The organism is Pseudomonas sp. NPDC089422 (assembly GCF_044749405.1).
GTDB lineage: Bacteria > Pseudomonadota > Gammaproteobacteria > Pseudomonadales > Pseudomonadaceae > Aquipseudomonas.
On the sequence record NZ_JBIVHW010000001.1, the window covers coordinates 576469 to 596550 of the forward strand.

General features: G+C 66.2%; 17 protein-coding genes. 15 read left to right on the forward strand and 2 right to left on the reverse strand.

What is annotated here, in order from left to right; translation table 11 throughout:
• Window positions 1-306: 306 nt before the first annotated feature.
• The 9 genes from ACIPZ8_RS02660 (at window position 307) to ACIPZ8_RS02700 (ending at window position 10076) form a co-directional block, all read left to right on the forward strand.
• Complete coding sequence (locus tag ACIPZ8_RS02660; protein WP_400719442.1) at window positions 307-1902, forward strand: ABC transporter substrate-binding protein; 1596 nt, start codon at window positions 307-309, stop codon at window positions 1900-1902.
• Window positions 1899-2831 (forward strand): ABC transporter permease, encoded by a 933-nt coding sequence (locus tag ACIPZ8_RS02665; protein ID WP_400719443.1) that lies wholly within the window; start codon window positions 1899-1901, stop codon window positions 2829-2831. The genes ACIPZ8_RS02660 and ACIPZ8_RS02665 overlap by 4 nt, the downstream gene beginning before the upstream one ends.
• A 21-nt stretch (window positions 2832-2852) precedes the next feature.
• Window positions 2853-4097 carry an acyl-CoA dehydrogenase family protein gene (locus ACIPZ8_RS02670; protein WP_400719444.1) on the forward strand — a complete coding sequence of 415 codons (1245 nt, stop codon included), beginning with the start codon at window positions 2853-2855 and terminating at the stop codon, window positions 4095-4097.
• Window positions 4098-4110: 13 nt separating this feature from the next.
• Entirely contained in the window at window positions 4111-5433 is a 1323-nt protein-coding gene (locus tag ACIPZ8_RS02675) for an LLM class flavin-dependent oxidoreductase (RefSeq protein ID WP_400719445.1), read from the forward strand.
• 28 nt (window positions 5434-5461) lie between these two features.
• Entirely contained in the window at window positions 5462-6517 is a 1056-nt protein-coding gene (locus tag ACIPZ8_RS02680) for an NADP(H)-dependent aldo-keto reductase (RefSeq protein ID WP_400719446.1), read from the forward strand.
• A 68-nt stretch (window positions 6518-6585) separates the two neighbouring features.
• Window positions 6586-7434: an ABC transporter permease gene (locus ACIPZ8_RS02685; RefSeq protein WP_400719447.1), complete on the forward strand. Its 849-nt coding sequence runs from the start codon at window positions 6586-6588 to the stop codon at window positions 7432-7434.
• The gene (locus ACIPZ8_RS02690; RefSeq protein ID WP_400719448.1) at window positions 7431-9080 is read left to right on the forward strand and encodes a dipeptide ABC transporter ATP-binding protein; all 1650 of its coding nucleotides are present in this window, start codon (window positions 7431-7433) and stop codon (window positions 9078-9080) included. The genes ACIPZ8_RS02685 and ACIPZ8_RS02690 overlap by 4 nt, the downstream gene beginning before the upstream one ends.
• A 352-nt stretch (window positions 9081-9432) precedes the next feature.
• Window positions 9433-9675, forward strand: a complete 243-nt coding sequence (locus tag ACIPZ8_RS02695; protein WP_400719449.1) for a hypothetical protein — start codon at window positions 9433-9435, stop codon at window positions 9673-9675.
• A gap of 137 nt (window positions 9676-9812) precedes the next feature.
• Window positions 9813-10076 (forward strand): DUF3077 domain-containing protein, encoded by a 264-nt coding sequence (locus ACIPZ8_RS02700; protein WP_400719450.1) that lies wholly within the window; start codon window positions 9813-9815, stop codon window positions 10074-10076.
• 164 nt (window positions 10077-10240) lie between these two features.
• Here ACIPZ8_RS02700 and ACIPZ8_RS02705 read toward each other — a convergent pair whose 3' ends face one another.
• The gene (locus tag ACIPZ8_RS02705; protein WP_400719451.1) at window positions 10241-10696 is read right to left on the reverse strand and encodes an REP-associated tyrosine transposase; all 456 of its coding nucleotides are present in this window, start codon (window positions 10694-10696) and stop codon (window positions 10241-10243) included.
• Window positions 10697-11068: 372 nt separating this feature from the next.
• On the opposite strand from ACIPZ8_RS02705, the gene ACIPZ8_RS02710 reads away from it, so the two are divergent.
• From ACIPZ8_RS02710 to ACIPZ8_RS02735, 6 genes are read left to right on the forward strand one after another with little or no spacing between them, the layout of a single operon-like run.
• Window positions 11069-12703 (forward strand): ABC transporter substrate-binding protein, encoded by a 1635-nt coding sequence (locus ACIPZ8_RS02710; protein WP_400719452.1) that lies wholly within the window; start codon window positions 11069-11071, stop codon window positions 12701-12703.
• A complete protein-coding gene (locus ACIPZ8_RS02715) occupies window positions 12700-13686 on the forward strand; it encodes an ABC transporter permease (RefSeq protein ID WP_400719453.1) in 987 nt (328 codons plus the stop codon). Before ACIPZ8_RS02710 ends, ACIPZ8_RS02715 begins: the two co-directional genes overlap by 4 nt.
• Complete coding sequence (locus tag ACIPZ8_RS02720; protein ID WP_400719454.1) at window positions 13683-14546, forward strand: ABC transporter permease; 864 nt, start codon at window positions 13683-13685, stop codon at window positions 14544-14546. The genes ACIPZ8_RS02715 and ACIPZ8_RS02720 overlap by 4 nt, the downstream gene beginning before the upstream one ends.
• Window positions 14543-16255 carry a dipeptide ABC transporter ATP-binding protein gene (locus tag ACIPZ8_RS02725; protein ID WP_400719455.1) on the forward strand — a complete coding sequence of 571 codons (1713 nt, stop codon included), beginning with the start codon at window positions 14543-14545 and terminating at the stop codon, window positions 16253-16255. The genes ACIPZ8_RS02720 and ACIPZ8_RS02725 overlap by 4 nt, the downstream gene beginning before the upstream one ends.
• 11 nt (window positions 16256-16266) lie before the next feature.
• Complete coding sequence (locus ACIPZ8_RS02730) at window positions 16267-17478, forward strand: acyl-CoA dehydrogenase family protein (protein WP_400719456.1); 1212 nt, start codon at window positions 16267-16269, stop codon at window positions 17476-17478.
• Window positions 17475-18857 (forward strand): MFS transporter, encoded by a 1383-nt coding sequence (locus ACIPZ8_RS02735; protein ID WP_400719457.1) that lies wholly within the window; start codon window positions 17475-17477, stop codon window positions 18855-18857. Before ACIPZ8_RS02730 ends, ACIPZ8_RS02735 begins: the two co-directional genes overlap by 4 nt.
• 117 nt (window positions 18858-18974) lie before the next feature.
• Here ACIPZ8_RS02735 and sfnR read toward each other — a convergent pair whose 3' ends face one another.
• Window positions 18975-20075 (reverse strand): sigma54-dependent transcriptional activator SfnR, encoded by a 1101-nt coding sequence (gene sfnR, locus ACIPZ8_RS02740; protein ID WP_400719458.1) that lies wholly within the window; start codon window positions 20073-20075, stop codon window positions 18975-18977.
• Between the last annotated feature and the right edge of the window lie 7 nt (window positions 20076-20082).

Consider the following 20082-nt stretch of genomic DNA (forward strand, 5'->3'; position numbering starts at 1 on the left):
TATATAAATATCCAAATCCCACAGGGCCTGAAGTGCCTGACTGTCTGCAGGGCAACAGCAGACGGACAGTTTGTCTGGTTGGCGTGTCCGGAAAGTTTCTGGCGTCCAGTAAATACGTGGAAAACAGGCTGGCACGACAACTGCAACAGCACTTTATGTAGCCGTCTATATAAAGGCCCTGCTGTGCAGCCCAATTTCCGATTATTCAATTCATGCCTGTTGGCCAGTGCGCTGTTAGTTGCCGCCTGTTCACCCGCCACGCCTCCGCCAACCCAGAATACCCTCAAGGGCGAAGCGGTCAGCCCAGTGAATGGCGTGATGCGCTACCCGGCCAGCGACTTCGTCGAGCAGCAGGCTGGCCAGCGGGGCGGCACCTTGCGTGTGTCGGCGGCAACCGACGCCGGCAGCTTCGATATCCATGCCTTGTCCAACGGCAACATGCAGTGGATGGGGCGCATCCTGTTCGATTGCCTGGTGTACCAAGCCGAAGACGGCACCCTCACGCCATGGCTGGCCAAAAGCTGGGACATCAGCGCCGATGGCCTGACCTACACCTTCCACCTGCGTGACGACGTCACCTTCAGCGACGGCGAGCGCTTCGACGCCGAAGCGGTGCGGGTCAACCTTGAACACATGCGCGACCCGAAGACCAAGTCGCCGCTCGCCGCTGCCTACATCGCACCGTACCTGCAGGGCCGGGTGGTTGATGCATTCACTTTCGAGGCCACCTTGAGCGCGCCCTACGCGCCGTTTCTCGATGTGCTGTCGCAAGCCTGGCTGGGGATGATCTCGCCACGGCAGATCATCGAGGCGCCTGCAACCATCGCGAGCCGGCCGATCGGCACCGGCCCGTTCGTGCTGACCGGCTGGGTGCGTGACCAGCGCGCCAGTTTCGCCCGCCGCCCGGGCTATGGCTGGGCGCCAGCGGCGATCAACCACCTGGGCGAGGCCTACCTCGACGGCATCGAGTTGAGCTACGTGCCCGAAGCGATGATCCGCTACACCTCGCTGGAAGCTGCTGACCAAGACATGGCGCTGGACGCCCCGGCGCAGAACGCTGCGGCGATCCGCGCCAACCCGCAGCTGACCCTGCGCAACCGCATCCGCAAGGGCAACCCGGCACGTAGCATCACCTTCAATGTCGAGCGCGTGCCGTTCGATGACGTGCGGGTGCGCCAGGCCGTGGCCAAGGCCATCGACCGCGACGGCCTGGCATGGATCTCCGGTTTTGGCGAGTACCTGGCCAAGGGTGACTTTCTCGCCGTGAATACCCCCGGCTACGACCCGGTGGCGCGTGATGCGCTGGCCTTCGACCCGGCCGAGGCGGCGCGGCTGCTCGATGCCGCCGGTTGGACCGGGCGCGATGCCGAGGGTTACCGCACCCGCAATGGCCAGCGCCTCGGGGCGACCTTGCTGACCTACGACAACCCGGCGTTCCCGGCCAATGTCTCGGTGGCGGCCCAGGCGGACCTGCGCAAGGTCGGTTTCGACCTGCGCATCGAGCTGCTGCCGATCAGCAAGGTCATGGAGCTGCGCTACCGCGGCAACTTCGATGCCCTCGGCGGCGGCTACTGGCACACCAATACCGCTGACGGGCTGTTCATCCTCTACCACAGCCAGTCGATCCCCAGCGCCCGGATGATCGGCCAGAACGTCGGCCACTTCCGTGATGCCGGCCTCGACCAGCTGCTTGGCGAAGCCCGGCGCAGCACCGACCCGGCACAACGTCGCGCGCTGTATCGCCAGGCCCAGCAGCGCCTGGGCGAGACCGTGCCGGCCGTGCCCTCGGTGGAAAGCCAGATGCTCCTGGCCTACCGCAACGCGGTCGGCGGCGTACTGTTCGACGGCTCGCACAACGTACCCCTGTTCACCAGCGTGTGGCTGGCGAAGGAGCAACCATGAAACTGTTGGCTACCTTGCTGCGTCGCCTGCGTGACGGCCTGATCGTGCTGTGGGCGGCGGCCAGCCTGACCTTCCTCGGCATGCAGCACAGCGGCGGCGACACTGCGCTGGCAATTCTCGGTGGCCCGGACGCCATGCCGAGCGAAGCGATGCTGGCCCAGGTGCGCGCCGAGTACGGCCTCGATCAGCCTTTGTGGGTGCAGTACGGCCATTACCTGCTGCGCCTGGCCCAGGGCGAGCTGGGCGAGTCGTACCGGCTGCGCATTCCGGTGGGCCAGGCGATTGCCGAGCAGGCCGGTGCGACCCTGGCCCTGGCCAGCAGCGCGGCGGTACTGGCGGTGCTGCTGGCACTGGCTTCGGCATTGCTTACCGCCAACCGTGGGCGCCGTCTGCGGGCGCTGGTGTCGGGCATCGAACTGGTGCTCTCGTCAGCCCCCAACTTCGTGATCGGCACGGTGTTGCTGCTGGCCTTCGCCTTTTACTTCCACCTGCTGCCACCCTCCGGTTCAAGCGGCTGGCGCTCGCTGGTGTTGCCGAGCCTGGCCCTGGCGCTGCCGATCGCAGCGGTGCTGGCCCAGGTGCTGCGCCAGTCGCTGGAGCAAGTGCTGGAACAACCCTTCATCACCCAGGCCCGCGCCCGCGGCATGGGTGACACCGCCGTGCGCCTGCGCCATGCCTTGCGCCACGCCCTGGTGCCGCTGGTGACCCTGGCCGGCTACGTGTTTGCCAGCCTGCTCGGTGGCGCCGTAGTGCTCGAACTGCTGTTCGGCCGCCAGGGCATCGGCCGGCTGATGCTCGACGCCACCGCCACCAAGGATGTGCCGCTGGTGCTCGGCGTGACCCTGCTGGCAGCAGCCATCTACGTGCTGGTCAACCTGCTGGTGGACCTGGCGACCCAGGCCATCGACCCGCGCACCGCGCGCCCCTGAATTCACGAGAAAGGAACTGTCATGAGTCAAACCCCGATTACCGACGCCGAACTGGATGAGCGCTTTGCGCCGCTCTACGCGCGCATCGCCGAAGGCGCGGTGGCCCGCGAGCAGCAGCGTACCTTGGCCCACGAGCCGGTGGCCTGGCTGCGTGAAGCCGGCCTTGGCGCCCTGCGCGTGCCACGCAGCCACGGCGGCCTTGGCGCGACCTTGCCGCAGCTGCTACGCCAGCTGGTGCGCCTGGGCCAGGCCGATTCCAACCTGCCGCAGATCTTCCGCGCCCACTTCGGTTTTGTCGAAGGGCGTCTGTCGTCCAACGACGCCGCATCCCAGGACTACTGGTTCGCCCGCGTGGTGGCCGGTGAACTGTGGGGCGCGGCCATGGCCGAGCGCACCGACAGCACCGGCAATACCGTGCAGCTCAGTGAGGGCGAGGGCGGTTACCGCCTGGACGGTGAAAAGTACTACTGCACCGGCACCCTCTACGCCGACTGGGTCGCGGCGGTGGCCAACCACGGCGACGACTTCGTCAGCCTGGCGGTGCCGACCCATGCGCCGGGCGTGGAGCGGGTCGATGACTGGGATGGCTTCGGCCAGCGCCTGACGGGCAGTGGTACCACGCGCTTCACCCAGGTGAAGGTTCAGCCGGAGCAGCTGTTGCGCCGCTTCGCCAAGGGTGAGTTGCGCGCCGAATCGTACCTCACAGCGTTCTATCAGGCGGTACATCTGGCGACACTGGCGGGCATCAGCCGTGCGGTGCTGGCCGATGCCGTGGCCTTCGTCCAGGGCCGCACCCGCGCCTTTGGCGTGCCCGGGCAGTCGCAGCCCGCCGCCGACCCGCTGGTGCAGGCGGTGATCGGTCGGCTGTCGAGTCTGGCGTTCGCCGCCGAGGCCCAGGTCAGCGCCGTGGGCCAGAGCCTGCAGGCGGTATTCGAAGCCGGGCAGCAGGGTGAAGTACCCGAGCAGCTGTACACGGACGCCGAGATCCACGCCTTCCAGGCGCAGCAGATCGTCCTGCCGCAAGTACTGCAAGCCAGCACCTTGCTGTTCGAGGTCGGCGGCGCTTCGGCCACCAGCACTACCCGGCGCCTCGACCGCCACTGGCGTAACGCTCGCACCCTGGCCTCGCACAACCCGGCGATCTACCGCGAGCAGGCGCTGGGCGACTACTACCTCAACGGCATCAGCCCGGCCCAGGCCTGGCGCGCCCGCCATGCGACCGCCAGCGAAGGGCAGGGCAGCGGCGATGAAGCCAGCGCAGTCTGATCAGGAGAACCGCATGAGCACCAAACAGATGAGCCTGGGCATGAACATCCTCGGCTTCGGCTCGCATTCCGGCGCCTGGCGCCAGGGCGAGGCGGCACTGGACGCCTATATCGACGTCAACTACTACCGCGACATCGCGCGCATTTCCGAGCGTGGCTGCCTGGACGCGATCTTCCTTGCCGACGGCCCGGCACTGCCGCCGGATGTATCCGCGCAACCCGGCGGGCGCCTGGAGCCGACCGTGCTGCTCACCGCCGTGGCCGCCGCCACCGAGCGCATCGGCGTGATCGCCACCTGCTCCAGCACCTACAACGAGCCGTTCAACCTGGCCCGGCGCATCGCCTCGCTGGACCATATCAGCGGCGGCCGTGCGGCCTGGAACGTGGTCACCAATGCCGGTGACGCAGCGGCGCAGAACTTCGGCCTGGCGGGCGCGCCACTGCACGTGGACCGGTACGGGCGGGCCGAAGAGTTCGTCGATGTGACCCTGAAGCTGTGGGACAGCTGGGAAGACGACGCAATCATCGGTGACCGCGCCGCCGGCCGCTTTGCCGACCCGCGCAAGGTCCACACCCTGGACTTCCAGGGCAAGCACTTTCAGGTCAAGGGCCCGCTGAACCTGCCGCGCTCGCCACAAGGGCGGCCGGTGCTGGTGCAGGCCGGTTCGTCCGAAGGCGGCAAGGCTCTCGGTTCGCGCTACGCCGATGCGATCTTTACAACCCAGACCACCCTGGCTGATGGCCAGGCGTTCTATCAGGAGATGAAAGCCCGCGCCAAGGCCTGGGGGCGTGACCCTCAGCACCTGAAGATCATGCCCGGCCTGTCGACCGTGATCGGCAGCACCGAGGCCGAGGCCCATGCGCGCTTTGACGAGCTCAATGCCTGGCACGGTGAGCATGGCCTGTTGCAGCAGGTGGCGGGGCGCATCGGCATCGATGCCCGCGAGCTGGACCCGGACGCGCCGTTGCCCTGGGAGCGGATTGGCGCGGTGGCGGATTTCGAGCGCGGGTCGCACGGTTTTCTGGAAGCCCAGCTGAACCTGGCGCGCAGCGAGAACCTGACCATTCGCCAACTGTCGCGGCGGATTCTGGTCGGTCATCGGCTAGCTGTGGGTACCCCGGAGCAGGTCGCCGACACCTTGGCCGAATGGTTCCTGGCCGGGGCCGGGGATGGTTTCAACATCATGCCCGACATGTTCCCGTCAGGGGCGCGGGTGTTCGTCGAGGAGGTGGTGCCGCTGTTGCAGAAGCGCGGCTTGTTCCGCACCGAGTACACCGGCACCACCTTGCGCGAGCATTTGGGGCTGCCCAAGGCCGTGAACCAGTTCGCTGCGTAATCCAAAAAATTTTGATCAGGAAAAACCAATGCGCTACCGCCCCCTCGGCCACACCGACCTCCAGGTCAGCCTGCTCAGCCTCGGCACCATGACCTGGGGCCACCAGAACACCGAACAGGACGCCCACCAGCAACTGGACGCCGCCATTGCTGCCGGCATCAACTTCATCGACACCGCCGAGATGTACCCCACGCCCACCCGCGCCGAAACCTGGACCACCACCGAGCGCTACATCGGCAGCTGGATCAAAGCCAGCGGCAACCGCGACACGCTCATCCTCGCCAGCAAGATCGCCGGCCCCGCCCGCGACCCCGGTGGCCAGGCGCACATCCGCGATGGCCTGTCGCACCACGACCGCAAGAACATCGTCGCCGCCCTTGAAGGTAGCCTGCGCCGGCTGAACACCGACTACCTGGACCTCTACCAGCTGCACTGGCCTGACCGCACCAGCAACTTCTTCGGCATCCGCGAATACCCCTACGTCGATGACCACCCGGAAACCGCCGCCATCGAAGAAACCCTGGCGGTGCTCGACGAGCAGGTCAAGGCCGGCAAGGTACGTCATATCGGCGTGTCCAACGAAACGCCGTGGGGTGTCGGGCAGTTTCTGCGGCACAGCGAGGACAAAGGCCTGGCGCGTATCGCCAGCATCCAGAACCCGTACAGCCTGCTCAACCGGCTGTATGAAAACGGGCTTTCGGAGTTCAGCCATCGCGAGGGGGTCAGCTTGCTGGCCTATTCGCCACTGGCATTTGGGGCATTGACCGGCAAGTACCTGAACGGGGCCCTGCCTGCGGGTTCGCGGTTGTCCTCGGTGTATCGCACGTTCAATCGCTATGGCAGCGAGGAGGCCAACAGCGCCATCGGCCGCTATGTGCAGATTGCCCGCGAGCATGGGCTGACACCGGCCCAGTTGGCCCTTGCGTTCGTGATCCGCCAGCCGTTCGTGGCCAGCGCGATTACCGGGCAGACCAGCTTGCTGCAGTTGCAGGAGAACCTGAGCGCGCTGGATGTGCAGCTCAGCGACGAGGTGCTGGCCGAAATTCAGGCTGTGCATCGGCGTATTCCAAACCCGGCACCGTAGCCCGCACGGCAAGGGCTTTGCCCTTGTCCCGCGAAGAGGCCGGCACAGGCGACAACAGAAGGACAGACATGAACGCGATTGCATTGACACCCAGCACAGTGATCAACAGGTGGCAGGCTCGCCCTGGCCTGACGCTGGCCTGGGTCATCCTGGGCCTGATCCTGCTGGCGGTAGCTTTCCCCAGCTGGCTGTCCCCAACCGATCCACTGGCCGCCGACGCCCGCCTGGCCTACCTCCCGCCCAACACCACCTTCTGGCTAGGCACCGATGAGAACGGGCGCGACGTCCTCAGCCGCCTGATCCACGGCGCCCGTCCATCGCTCTACATCGGCCTGGCCGCCACCCTGGTTGGCCTTGGCCTGGGCACTTCGCTCGGCCTGCTCGCAGGCCTGGCCCCCGCCTGGCTGGACAACCTGCTGATGCGCGCCGTCGACGTCCTGCTGGCGTTCCCCGACCTGCTGCTGGCGCTGGTCATCATCACCCTGTTCGGCCAGGGCACCAGCAACCTGATCCTCGCCGTCGGCATCGCCTCGGTGCCGCGCTACGCCCGCCTGGTCCGCGCCCAGGCCCTGACCATCCGCCACGCCGGCTTTGTCGAAGCCGCCGTCACGCTGGGCCGTAAACGCTCGGCCGTGGTGCTCGCCCATGTGCTGCCCAACGCCGTGCAGCCGGTGCTGATCCTGGCCTGCATCGGCCTGGGCGGCGCCATCACCGCGGCCGCCGCGTTGAGCTTCCTCGGCTTTGGCGCGCCACCGCCAGCATCGGAATGGGGCGCGATGATGGCCGTGGCGCGCAACTTCATGGCCAACGCGCCCTGGCTGATGGCCTGGCCGGCGTTGGCGATCACCCTGACCGTCATTTCCATCACCGTCATCGGCCGCGACTGGCTGCGCCGTAGCGAGGGCAGAAACCCATGAGCATCTTCGAAAAGCACCCGACACCCTTGGTGGATATCCGCGACCTGCGCGTGAATTTCAACGGCGTGCCGGTGGTACACGGCGTCGACTTGCAACTGCACGCCGGGCAGTGCCTGGCACTGGTGGGCGAATCGGGCTCAGGCAAGAGTGTGACGGCGCGTACTCTGGTCGGCCTGACCGGGGCTGGCGCTCAGGTGCAGGCACAGCGGCTGGCGTTTGCCGGGCAGGACCTGCGCCGGCTTGGCGAGATTGACTGGCAGCGCTTGCGCGGTGGGCGCATCGGCTTCGTCATGCAGGATGCGCTGGGTTCGCTCGACCCGCTGCGGCGGGTGGGTGCCGAGATCGAAGAACCGCTGCTGTTGCACACCCACCTGGCCGCTGAACAGCGTCGTTTGCGTGTGCTCGACCTGCTGCGCCAGGTCGGGGTGCCAGAGCCCGAAGTCCGCGCCCGGCAGTACCCATGGCAGTTGTCCGGCGGCCTGCGGCAACGGGCACTGATCGCCTCGGCCATCGCCTGCCAGCCGCGCCTGCTGATCGCTGACGAACCCACCACCGCGCTGGATGCCACGGTACAGGCGCAGATCCTCGACCTGCTGGAGCACCTGCGCGCACGTGACAACAGCCTGCTGATGGTCAGCCATGACCTGGCTGTGGTTGCGCGTCTGGCCGACTGGGTGGCGGTGATGCGCCATGGCGTGGTGGTGGAGCAGGGCAGTGTCGAACAGGTCCTGCAGGACCCGCAGGACCCTTACACCCAGCGCCTGCTGAGCGCAGCGCGGGCGGTGCATTTCCAGCGCCCGGCAGTGCCGGCGCTGGCGCTGGTGGAGGACACCGTGAACGAGCAACCGGTGGTGCTGGAGGCGCGTGGCCTGCACAAGGCTTTCGTCGGGCCGGATGGCCAGCCGCGTGAGGTGCTGAACGATGTGGCCTTGCAATTGCGCGCCGGGCAGACCCTTGGCGTGGTCGGTGAGTCCGGCTCTGGCAAGAGCACCCTGGGCCGCATCCTGCTGGGGCTGGAGCGGCCGGAGCAGGGCAGTGTGCACTTGGCTGGGCAGGACTGGCTGGCGCTGTCCGCCGCGCAGCAGCGCCAGGCCCGGCAGGGGATTCAGGTGGTGTTCCAGGACCCGCTGGCCTCGTTCGACCCGCGCTACACGGTGTTGCGGGTGCTGGCCGAGGCGCTGGCCCAGGCGGGCGTGCCGCGAGGGTTGCAGCGTACCGAGGCGGTTGCGTTGCTGGAGCGGGTGCAGTTACCGGTGGGGCTGCTCGACCGTCGTCCGCTGGAGTTGTCTGGCGGGCAGCGGCAGCGTATCGCGATTGCCCGGGCGCTGGCGATGAAACCCAAGGTGCTGGTGCTGGATGAGCCGGTGTCGGCGCTGGATGTGTCGGTGCAGGCGCGGATTCTGGCGTTGCTGGCGGAGCTCAAGGCGGAGTTGAACCTGGCTTGCCTGTTCATCTCGCATGACCTTGGGGTTGTTGAGCAGGTGAGTGATGAGGTGCTGGTGATGCAGGGGGGCAGGGTGGTTGAGCAAGGTGCTGCGGCGCAGGTGCTTGGGCAGCCGCGTCATGCCTACACCCGGGCCCTGCTCGATGCGGTGCCGCATCTGCCGGCTGCGCGACCTCGCTGGTTTGAGCGGGTTGCGGTGTAAGCCTGTGCGGGTCTTGTCGCGGGCTTGCCCGCGAAAGCGCCAACGCAGGCGGTAAAAAATCAGATTTAACCCCTTTCTTGTAGTCCATTTCCCAAAGATACTCTTCCCGCCTATTTTTCGTTGCGGCCGCTTGTGCTGGGTTTTAGTCTCGGCAGGTCGCTGCATATTCAGCGATCGGCTTTGACAGGCCGCGACGAGATACTGGGTATGGCTACGCCTTTCATGGTGGCTGTGCACGGGGCACGTTCGCGTGCGCCGGTTTTGGTATCCGCCGGTCTGTCAACCTGTGCACAGCTGCCACCTACCTGTTTGACAGCAGGTTAGTGGTGGCCCCAAAAATGGATACTAAAAGATGCTGAAGATAGTCCCCGATCCACCCCACGATATTCACTCCCTTGAAGACACCCTGATCCAGGCCACCGACTACGCGCTGTGCGCGTCGACAGTTGTGCATCAGGCGTTGCTGCTGCAGCCCAAGTCACCGGCGTCGATCCTGATGATGGCCTCTATGCATGAACTGGAGGCGCTACGGGTTTTGCTCGAATCCGCGTTGATCCAGGTGCAGATACCCACTGGGCCTCGGACTTTGCACTGAGGTTTGAGTGATGTGTGGCCGGGCCGGCCAATCGCGGATAAATCCGCTCCTACAGGTAATGCATAGTTTCTGTAGGAGCGGATTTATCCACGATGAGGCCCGTCCAGGCTTTCGAGAATTTTCAGGGAGATTGAACAATGACCACAGACAACACCCAATGCACCGTCGGCATGACCACCTTCTTCCAAGGTGAAAACCAGAGCCACCCCTTGTTCCGCATCGAGCCGAGCATTCCTTGCCAGGATGCCCGCGAACAAGCCTCGGAATTGATGGGCTATGTGCGGGAGCTGACCATCCTCGGCCTGATGGACGAGAAACCGATGATGATCTGGGCTTCGCATTATCTGAGCGCGATTGCCAAAGCGTTGATGGATGATGCTGAGCTCGGCATGAGGCATTGATGGGCCGGGGCTGGTAACGCATCACGGCCACCAGGTGTTCGCCGACAGATGTGCGGCGCCTATCAGATCGAGCGCCGCCCGCGCGGCGCATCGCGGATAAATCCGCTCCTACATTTGTTGCAACGTGCCGAACCTGTCAGGCCATGGTTGTCAGCCTTTGGTGATCAGATCCAGATTGCATCCCAGTGCGGATAGTCACCGATTTTGTTCACCAAGCCTGCTCTTAGCGGGTTGGCAACGATGTACCTCGCGGCCTTTACGACATCTTCCTCTCTACGTAGGGCGCGGTCGTGATAACCGGCTTGCCAGACCTGGGTTGTGGTGATCCCAGCCTTTCGCAAACAGTGGCTCGACCTCGCTTTGAAGCGGCGCATCAATGTGCTCAAGGTTATCTCTTTCAGTTCGATCAACCAATGTATATGGTCAGGCATGACGACCCACGCTAGTGAATGGCAGCCGTTCTCCCGCTCTGCCATGCGCAGGTGGCGAATCACGATGCGAGCGTATTGGAAATTGAGGAACAGCGGGTGGCGGTTCAGGGTGACGGTAGTGAGCATATAGAACCTGCCGGGTTCTGAGCACCTGCCGCGGCGCAGCAGGCAACCTTTCGGAGCGTGCATATTGGTCTTCCATGAAAATGCGATTCCCGTTTCAGCCTAGAATTGCCTGCAATAGGTGCTCGGACGATATGATTTGCAGATATGTCCCCGAGCTCACGTCATGCGCCACGGCAGGCGACCATGGCGCAACAGGTTCGGCACGTTGCAACAAATGTAGGAGCGGATTTATCCGCGATGCGCCGCGCGGGCGGCGCTCGTCATCAAAGGCGCAATGCCTCTTCCGGCGAACACTGTTGCCCCCCAAACACCCCCCAGACATTCTGCCCCCACCCCAGCACCAAGCCCCCACCAAACCCCAACAAAATCAACCCCTTGAACCCGGCACAACTCCTGCAACAGGCCTCCCAAAGCCCAATCCCCGCAGGAGCGCCCTTGAACACATCCATCTTCCCCCTGATACCGCTCTGCACTGCGCTGGCCTTGCTCGGCTGCGATAAGGCCGAGCAGCACACCGCGCAAAGCACCACGCCGCAACCGGGCGGGACCTTGGTCTATGCCACCGACCGCGAGCCCACCTGCCTCGACCCGCATGTGGCCGGCGACATGCCCCAGGTGTTCGTCGCCCAGCAGTACCTCGATTCACTGGTCTCGATGGACAGCCAAGGCCAGATCGGCCCCTGGCTCGCGACACGCTGGGAGGTCTCCCCGGACGGCCTGCGCTACACCTTCCACCTGCGCCGTGACGTGCACTTCACCGACGGCACTCCCTTTAACGCCGAAGCGGTCAAGGCCAACCTCGACCACATGGCCAACCCCAAGACCCAGTCCAGCACTGCCGGTGGCTATATCCGCCAGTACCGAGGCACCAGGGTCATCGACCCCTACACCTCCGAGGTCACGCTGGCCACGCCCTACGCGGCCTTCCTCGAAGTGTTGGCCCAGGGCTTCCTCGGCATCCAGTCGCCCACCGCGCTGCTGCGCAGCCGCGAACAGAACTGCGAAAGCCCGGTAGGCAGCGGGCCGTTCAAGGTAGTGCGCTGGGACCGGCAGAACCAGGTGGAGCTGGTGCGCAACCCGGATTACAACTGGGCACCACCGACCGCGCAGCACCAAGGCCCGGCCTACCTTGATCGCATCGTCTGGAAGTTCATTCAGGAACCGTCGGTGCGCTTCGCCTCCTTGCAGGCCGGTGAGGTCGATGTGATCGAAGCGTTGCCGCCGGAGTCCCACGAAGCCGCCCGGCGTAACCCTGACGTGGACCTGATCATCGCCCAGCGCCCGGGCAACCCCACCAACGGCACCTTCAACCTGCGCCGTGCGCCATTCGACGATATCCGCGTGCGCGAGGCCTTCGTGCGCAGCGCCGATGTCGAGGGCGCGCTCAAGAGCGTGTATTTCGGCGAGTTCCCCCGCGCCGGTGGCCCGCTGAGCATCGCCACGCCGTTCTACAGCGGCGACTTCGAACACAGCCAGGACTACGACCCGGCCCGCGCCGCCAAACTGCTCGATGAAGCCGGCTGGACCCACCGCGACAGCGAGGGTTACCGCACGAAGAACGGCCAGCGCCTGCGCGCCGTGGTGCTGATCGGCGCGCGCACGCCGCCTTCGGAGCTGACCTTGTGGGAGCAGGTGCAGGCCACCACCCGCCAGGCCGGGCTGGAACTGGTGCTCGACCAGATGAGCGACGCCCAGGTCACCGCCCGCCAGGCCGCCTGGGACTACGACATCCGCACCGGCTACTGGAACACCAACACCCCCGACGTGCTGCGCATCATTTTCACGACCGCGTTCGTGCAGCCGGCTGGAGTCGGCGGTTATCACCAGAACTCCTCGGGTTACGCCGATGAAGGCTACGACGCACTGCTCGACAGTGCCCTGGCCACTCAGGACGCCGAGCAGCGCCGCCAGCGCTACTTCAAGGCGCAACAGCAGGCCGCCGCGCAGTACCTGCAACTCACCACCTACCCGCAAAGCACGCGCCTGGGCATCTACAAGACCGCCCACGGTGTGCGCCTGGAGCCTTCGCTGGCGGTGACCTACCTCTATGACGCATGGGTGAACAAATGACTACGACGACACGCGCGGTGACCGACCCGCGCCGCGAGCGCCTGGCCGCCTTGGGCCGGCGCGCCGCCATTCGCCTGGGCGGCGGTGTGCTGGTGCTGTGGGCGGTGGCGACCCTGACCTTCTTTGCCCTGCGCCTGATGCCGGGCGACCCGGTGCTGGCCATCCTCGGCGGCCCCAGCGCCAACCCGACACCGGAAGCCATCGAGGCTGCCCGTGTGGAATTCGGCCTCGACAAGCCTTTGGCCGCGCAATACCTGCTTTACCTCGGGCGGCTGTTGCAAGGCGACCTCGGCGTGTCGTACTCGCAGCACTTGCCGGTTACCCGTGTGCTGGCCGAGCAGGGTGGGGCGACACTGGAGCTGACCATCGCCGCGTTGGGACTGGCCTGGCTGCTGGTCCTGCTGCTGACGGTGGTCACTGCCGGGCGCGGTCGGCTGGTCGGCGGCATCGCTTCGTTGGCCGAAACCCTCAGCGCGGCGCTGCCGCATTTCTGGCTCGGCGTGGTGCTGCTGGCGGTGTTCGCCTTCGGCCTGCGCTGGTTCCCGCCTGCAGGTAGCGACAGCGTTGCCAGCCTGGTGCTGCCGGCGTTGTCGCTGGCGATTCCTTTGGCCGGTTTCATTGCCCAGGTCACTCGCGAATCCCTCGAACAGACCCTCGAACAACCCTTCGTACTGACCGCCCGCACACGGGGCCTCAGCGACCTGGCCGTGCGCTTCCGCCACGCCCTGCGCCATGCCTTGTTGCCCGGCGTTTCGCTGTCGGGCTGGGCCATTGGCGCGCTGATCAGCGGCGCGGTGGTGTGCGAGGTGATCTTCTCGCGCAAGGGCATCGGCCGCCAGCTGTACCAGGCGGTGCAGGCCCAGGACATGCCCCTGGTGATCGGCGTCAGCCTGGTGGTGGCGGCCGGCTACGTACTGGCGAACATTCTGGTCGACCTGCTGTATCAGTGGATCGACCCGCGGCAACAGGAGGCTGCAGCATGACTGACCTGACCCTTGATCGAACCCTCGCGCCAATGCGTCGGCAATGCCAAGTTAAGCTGCCGCCACTGGGCGCCAGCCTGGCGATCCTGTTCCTGGTCGCATTGGTGCTGGCCGCGCTGCTGCCAGGGCTGTTTACCCGCATTGACCCGCTGGCCATCGTCCCCCGGGACGCTTTCCAGCCGCCGAGCTGGGCGCACTGGCTGGGCACCGACCAGTCGGGCCGCGACATCTTTGCGCGGATCATCCACGGTGCGCGGCAAAGCCTGCTGATCGGCGTCGCGGCCACGGCCATTTCCATGGCCATCGCCATCACCCTCGGCTTGCTCGGTGGCCTTGGCGGCGCGCGGGTGGACCGTGCGCTGGGCTGGCTGTTGGAAGTGTTGTTCGCCTTCCCCAGCCTGGTACTGGCGCTGCTGTTCGTGGCGGTGTTCGGCAGCGGCGTCGGCCCGCTGATCGTCGCCACCGGGCTGGGCGGTGCGCCGGGTTATGCACGCATGGTGCGTGGCCAGGTGCTGGCGGTGCGCAATGCGGGCTACATCGAAGCGGCACGGGCGCTGGGGCATCCGACTTCGCGCATCGTGCTGCGCCAGCTGCTGCCTAACGCAATGCGGCCACTGGTGGTGACGCTGACCATGGGCGTCGGCCAGGCCATCGTCTGGGCTTCGGCGCTGAGCTTCCTCGGTCTCGGCGCAAGGCCTCCTGCGCCGGAGTGGGGGACCATGTTGTCCATGGGCCGTGACTTCATCGCCAATGCCTGGTGGCTGACCTTCTTCCCTGGCCTGTTCATCGTCCTCACCACCTTGGCCACGACCGTGACTGGCCGCTTCATCCAACAACGCCTGGAGGGCCGCCTGCCATGAGTGACAACACCTTGATCGTCGAAGGCCTGAACGTGGCCTTCGCGGGCCGCAGCGTGGTGCGTGACCTGTCCTTCACCTTGCAGCCAGGCCGATGCGTGGCGCTGGTCGGTGAATCAGGTTCGGGCAAGAGCGTCAGTGCCCGCAGCCTGGTCGGGCTTGCTGGCGCGAAGGCCCAGGTGAGTGCCCGGCAGCTGAGCTTTGCCGGGCATGACCTGCTCGACCTGAGCGAACGACAGTGGCGTGAAGTGCGCGGCAAGGACATCGGCTTTGTGTTGCAGGATGCGCTGGTGTCACTCGATCCGTTGCGTCCCGTGGGCAAGGAAATTCTCGAAGTGCTGCAGACCCATCGTTACGGCGACCGCCAAAGCCGCGCCGTACGGGTGCATGAGCTGCTTGAGCGGGTAGGTGTACCCGACGTCGCGTTGCGCGCTCGCCAGCGCCCTGGGCAGTTGTCGGGTGGCCTGCGTCAGCGTGCGCTGATTGCCAGTGCCCTTGCCCTGGACCCTGCGCTGGTGATCGCCGACGAGCCGACCACCGCGCTGGATGCCACGGTGCAGGCGCAGATTCTCGAAGTGTTCCAGCAGATCAAGGCGCGCGGCGCCTCGCTGTTGATCATCAGCCATGACCTGGCGGTGGTCGCGCAGTTGGCCGATGAGGTGGTGGTACTGCGCCATGGCGAAGTGGTGGAGCAGGGGCCGATGCAGCAGGTGTTGCGCCAGCCTCGGCATCCGTACACCCAGGCCTTGCTGGCGGCGGTGCCGGCCGAGCATCCGCGTGGCAGCCGGTTGTCGCCGGAGCGGGCAGGTGCTCGCCGTGAGCCACGTGCACGTGCGCACAGTGACGTGCTGCTCGAAGGCCGTGGGCTGGGCAAGCGCTACCTCGGTCCGGACGGCCTGTTGCGCCAAGTGGTGCAGGGCGTCGACTTCACCCTGCGCGCCGGGCGCACCCTGGGCATCGTCGGCGAGTCCGGTTCGGGCAAGACCACGGTGGCGCGCATCGCCCTCGGCCTGCTGCAGCCCGACCAGGGCGAAGTGCTGTACCGCGGCCAGCCGTGGAATCGCCCGGCCAATGCCGTCAGCGAAGCGACGCGGCGGCCGTTGCGCCGAGAGATCAGCGTGATCTACCAGGACCCGCTGGGCTCGTTCGACCCGCGCTGGAGCGTGGCGCAAATTCTCGATGATGCCTTGCAGGTGGCCGGTGTCGAAACGGCGGCCCGGCCGGCACGCATTGCCGTGCTGCTCGATCAGGTGCGCCTGCCGGCGGACCTTGCCCAGCGCCGGCCATTGCAGCTGTCCGGCGGCCAGCGCCAGCGGGTGGCGATTGCCCGGGCGATTGCCAGTGAGCCGAAGCTGATCATCTGTGACGAGCCGGTCTCGGCGCTGGATGTGTCGGTGCAGGCCCAGGTGCTCGACCTCTTGGCGGACCTGCAGGAGGAACTGGGCTTGGCCTACCTGTTCATCTCCCACGACCTGGGGGTGATCCGCCATGTCAGCGACGATGTGCTGGTGATGCGCCACGGCCAGGTGATCGAGCAGGCGCCGGTCGAGCAGTTGTTCGAGCGCCCGGCCCACGCATACACCCAAAGATTGCTCGGCGCGGTACCGCGCCTGCCCGGCAGCGGCGCCGAACTGCTGGTGCCACCGCTGGACCTGGAACACGAAGCCTTCGACCTGTTCGACGAAACCCGCCTCTGGAAAATCGCCATTTAAAGGACTGAACCATGACCACATTCCAACGTTTCCCTGCTCAAGCACCCGCCGCCAGCATCGCGCAACTCAAGGCCCGCATCACCGCTCTGCTACCCGCGATTGGCGCAGGCGCTGCACAGCGCGAGCGCGAACGCCAGCTGCCCCACGAAGCCATTGCCCAACTCGCAGCAGCCGGGCTCTACACCTTGCGTATACCCACCCAGTACGGCGGCCCCGGCGGCACCGTGAGCGATGTGATCGAACTGCTGCTGCAGATCGCCTCGGTCGACTCCAACGTCGCCCAGGCACTGCGCCCGGGCTTTGCCTTCATCGAAGGCCTGCTGGCCGCACAGGCCGAAGGCGCCGAGCAGGAGCGCGAGCGCTGGTTTGCCCGTTATCTGCAAGGCGCCGTGATCGGCAATGCGGGCTGGGAGCTGGGTGGTGCCAACGGCTCGATCGCCGCACGGCTGGTACGCGAGGGCGAGCACTACCGCGCCAACGGCAGCAAGTTTTACAGCACCGGCGCGTTGTTCGCCGACTATGTCAGCGCGGTGGCGCTGGATGAGAACGAGCAACCGGTGTCGTTCATTTTGCCGCGTGACCGCGAGGGCCTGGAACTGGTCGATGATTTCGACGCCATGGGCCAGCGCCTGACTGCCAGCGGTACTACGCACCTGCGCAATGTGCGGGTCGAGGCCGGCGAGATTCGCACGCGCACCGTCGAGGAGGGCAAACGCACTATCGTCACGCCGTTCCTGCAGCTGTTCCTTGGCACCGTACTGGCCGGCATCGCCCGCAACGCGCTGATTGATGCCACGCGCTTTGCCCGCGAGCATGCCCGGCCCATCAAGCACAGCACCGCCAGCCGTTCGGTGGATGACCCGTATGTGGAGCTGTCGGTAGGCGATATCGCCGCCCGCGCTTATGGTGCCGAGGCGCTGGTACTCAAGGCCGCAGCGACGATCGACAGGGCCTGGGCCGCGCAGCTGGATGAGGCCGCCGTAGAACAGGCCGCCATTGAGGTCGCGCAGGCCCAGTACCTGGTCGCCGAGCTGGCGCTCAAGGCGGCTGAAACCCTGTTCGACGTCGGTGGCGCCTCGACCACTGGCCGCCAGCACAACCTTGACCGGCACTGGCGCAATGCGCGTACCGTGGCCAACCACAACCCGCGCCAGTGGAAGGCAGCGGTGGTCGGTGCCTGGCAGCTCAAGGGCACCCGTCCGCCTGTTTCGGGGCTGTTTTGACCGCCCAGCCGGCTTTGCTGGCCGGCCATCTGCAAAGCCCCAAGGTGCCGGTGATCATCGGCGCCGCGCTGTTCATGGAACTGCTCGACAGTACCGCGGTGATGACCGCCTTGCCGCAGATGGCCGCCGATTTCGGCGAACCGGGGCTGCGCATGAACCTGGTGGTGTCGCTTTACATGCTTGCCCTGGCGCTGTGCGTGCCGGTCAGCGGCTGGGCCGCCGAACGCTTTCGCCCACGCCAGGTGATGTTGCTGGCGATGGGCTTGTTCACCACCGCCTCGCTGGCCTGCGCCCTGGCCGAGACGCTCTGGCAGCTGTGCCTGGGGCGCATGCTGCAGGGCGCGGCGGGGGCGTTGATGACGCCGGTGGGGCAGGTGATCATCCTGCGCTGGTCGAGCCGTGAACAGCTGCTGCAAGCCATGTCCTGGCTGGCTCTGCCGGCCCTGGTCGGGCCGTTGATCGGGCCACTGCTCGGCGGGCTGCTGGTGACGGTGTTGTCGTGGCACTGGATCTTCCTGGTCAACCTGCCGATCTGCCTGGTTGGTTGCTGGCTGATCCTGCGCCATGTGCCGGACTACCCGGCACGGCCGGTGCCGCCGCTGGATGGGCGCGGCCTGCTGCTCAGTGGGGGTGCCTTGGCCATGCTGGTGTTCGGCCTGGAGTCGCTGGGGCTGGGGCAACTGCCACGGGCCTGGGCCCTGGCGCTGGTTGCCGCTGGCCTGGCCTGCGCCTTGGGTTACCTGCTGCATGCGCGGCGCCATCCCAACCCACTGGTCGATCTGTCGCTCTTGCGCCTGCGCAGTTTCGGTGTGGCCCAGGCCGGTGGCGGGCTGTTTCGCCTGGGGTCGGCGGCGCAGCCGTTCCTGATCGTGCTGCTGTTGCAGAACTGCCTGGGCATGAGCCCGCTGGCGGCCGGTTGGCTGGTGGTCAGCGGTGGCGTGGGCGCGCTGTTGATGAAACTGCTGGCCGTACCGTTGGTGCGGCGCTACGGCTATCGGCGGGTGCTCAGTTGCAACGCCGTGCTCAGCGCCGCGGGTATAGCCCTGTGTGCCGGCTTCGATCGCGACACCGCGGTCTGGCTGATGGCGGTGGTGCTGTTTGCGGCAGGCTTGGTGCGCTCACTGCAATTCTCGACCTTGGGTGCTGCCAGCTATCAAGACGTGCCCGGAGAACGCTCGGCGGCGGCCAGTTCGCTGTCGGCCATGTCGGTGCAGTTGACCATGGCCATGTCGGTGAGCCTGGCCGGGGTGCTGCTGGGGCTGTTGGCCGGGCTGGACGGGCGCAGTGAAACCTCGGTGGCCGACATCGCCACGGTGATGCTGCTGTGTGCTGGAGTGTGTGGAGCTTCAGGAGTGGTGTTCAGGCGATTGGCGGCCTGATGCTTGGGTTGCCTGTGCCGGCCTCTTCGCGGGACAAGCCCGCTCCTGCAGGTACGACGCGGTCGCTGCAGGAGCGGGCTTGTCCCGCGAAGAGGCCAGTGCAGGCACATGCAAATTTCAGATGGATAGACGGACCACGCGGTTATCCAACACCTGCGGCGCCTGCGCCCGGCGCTTGTTCACCACCAGCTCGCCGATCGCAATCAGCCGCGTGCGCGTGACGTTGCGCGACAACCCCAGCAACTGCGCGGTATGCACCTGGTTGTAATGGCAGAAGTGATACGCCGATCGCAGCAGGGCATTCTCGACCTTCTCGTACAGATCACCAGGCTGCTCTTCGTACAGCCGGCTGAACGCCTGCTGCAACAGATCCTCCACGCCATGGTTCGCCGGTTCATCCTCCTGGCGCTCCAGGCGCAGGTTGGACAGGCGCAGGTCCTGGGCCTGCACCAGCCCGTCGCCGCAGGTCAGCAGGCTGTGGTGAATCACGTTCTCCAGCTCGCGAATATTGCCCGGCCAGCTGTACTCGACCAGCTTGGCCTGGGCCTTGGGGCTCAGTTCCACCGGCCCGTAGCCCAGCCGCTCGCTGTAGCTGCGAATGAAGTGCCGGGCCAGCGGCAGGATGTCCCCCGGCCGGTCGCGCAGCGGGTGCAGTTGCAGGGTCACCACGTTCAGCCGGTAGTACAGGTCTTCGCGGAAGTGCCCGGCGTTGATGGCCTTCTCCAGTTGCACGTTGGTCGCCGCCAGCACCCGCACATTGATCGGGATGCTCTTGCGCGAGCCCAGGCGTACCACTTCGCGCTCCTGCAGCACGCGCAGCAGCTTGACCTGGATCGGCAGCGGCAGGTCACCGATCTCGTCGAGGAACAGCGTGCCGCCGTTGGCCTCTTCGAACCAGCCGGCCTTGGCCGCCAGGGCGCCGGTGAAGGCGCCCTTTTCATGGCCGAACAGCTCGGCTTCGACCAGCGATTCAGAGAACGCGCCGCAGTTGACCGCGATGAACGGGCCGTTGCGCCGGCCGCTGAGGTTGTGGATGTGGCGCGCGACCAGCTCCTTGCCCGTGCCGGTTTCGCCAATGATCAGGACGCTGGCCTCGCTGGGGGCGACCTGTTGCAGGTGGGCGAGCAGCGCCTGCGACCTGGGGTCTTCGAAGACCTGTGCGGTCGCCCTGATCGAGGTAGCCAGTGTCGGTGACGGGGGGAGGGTCAGCAGTTGCATGGGCGAT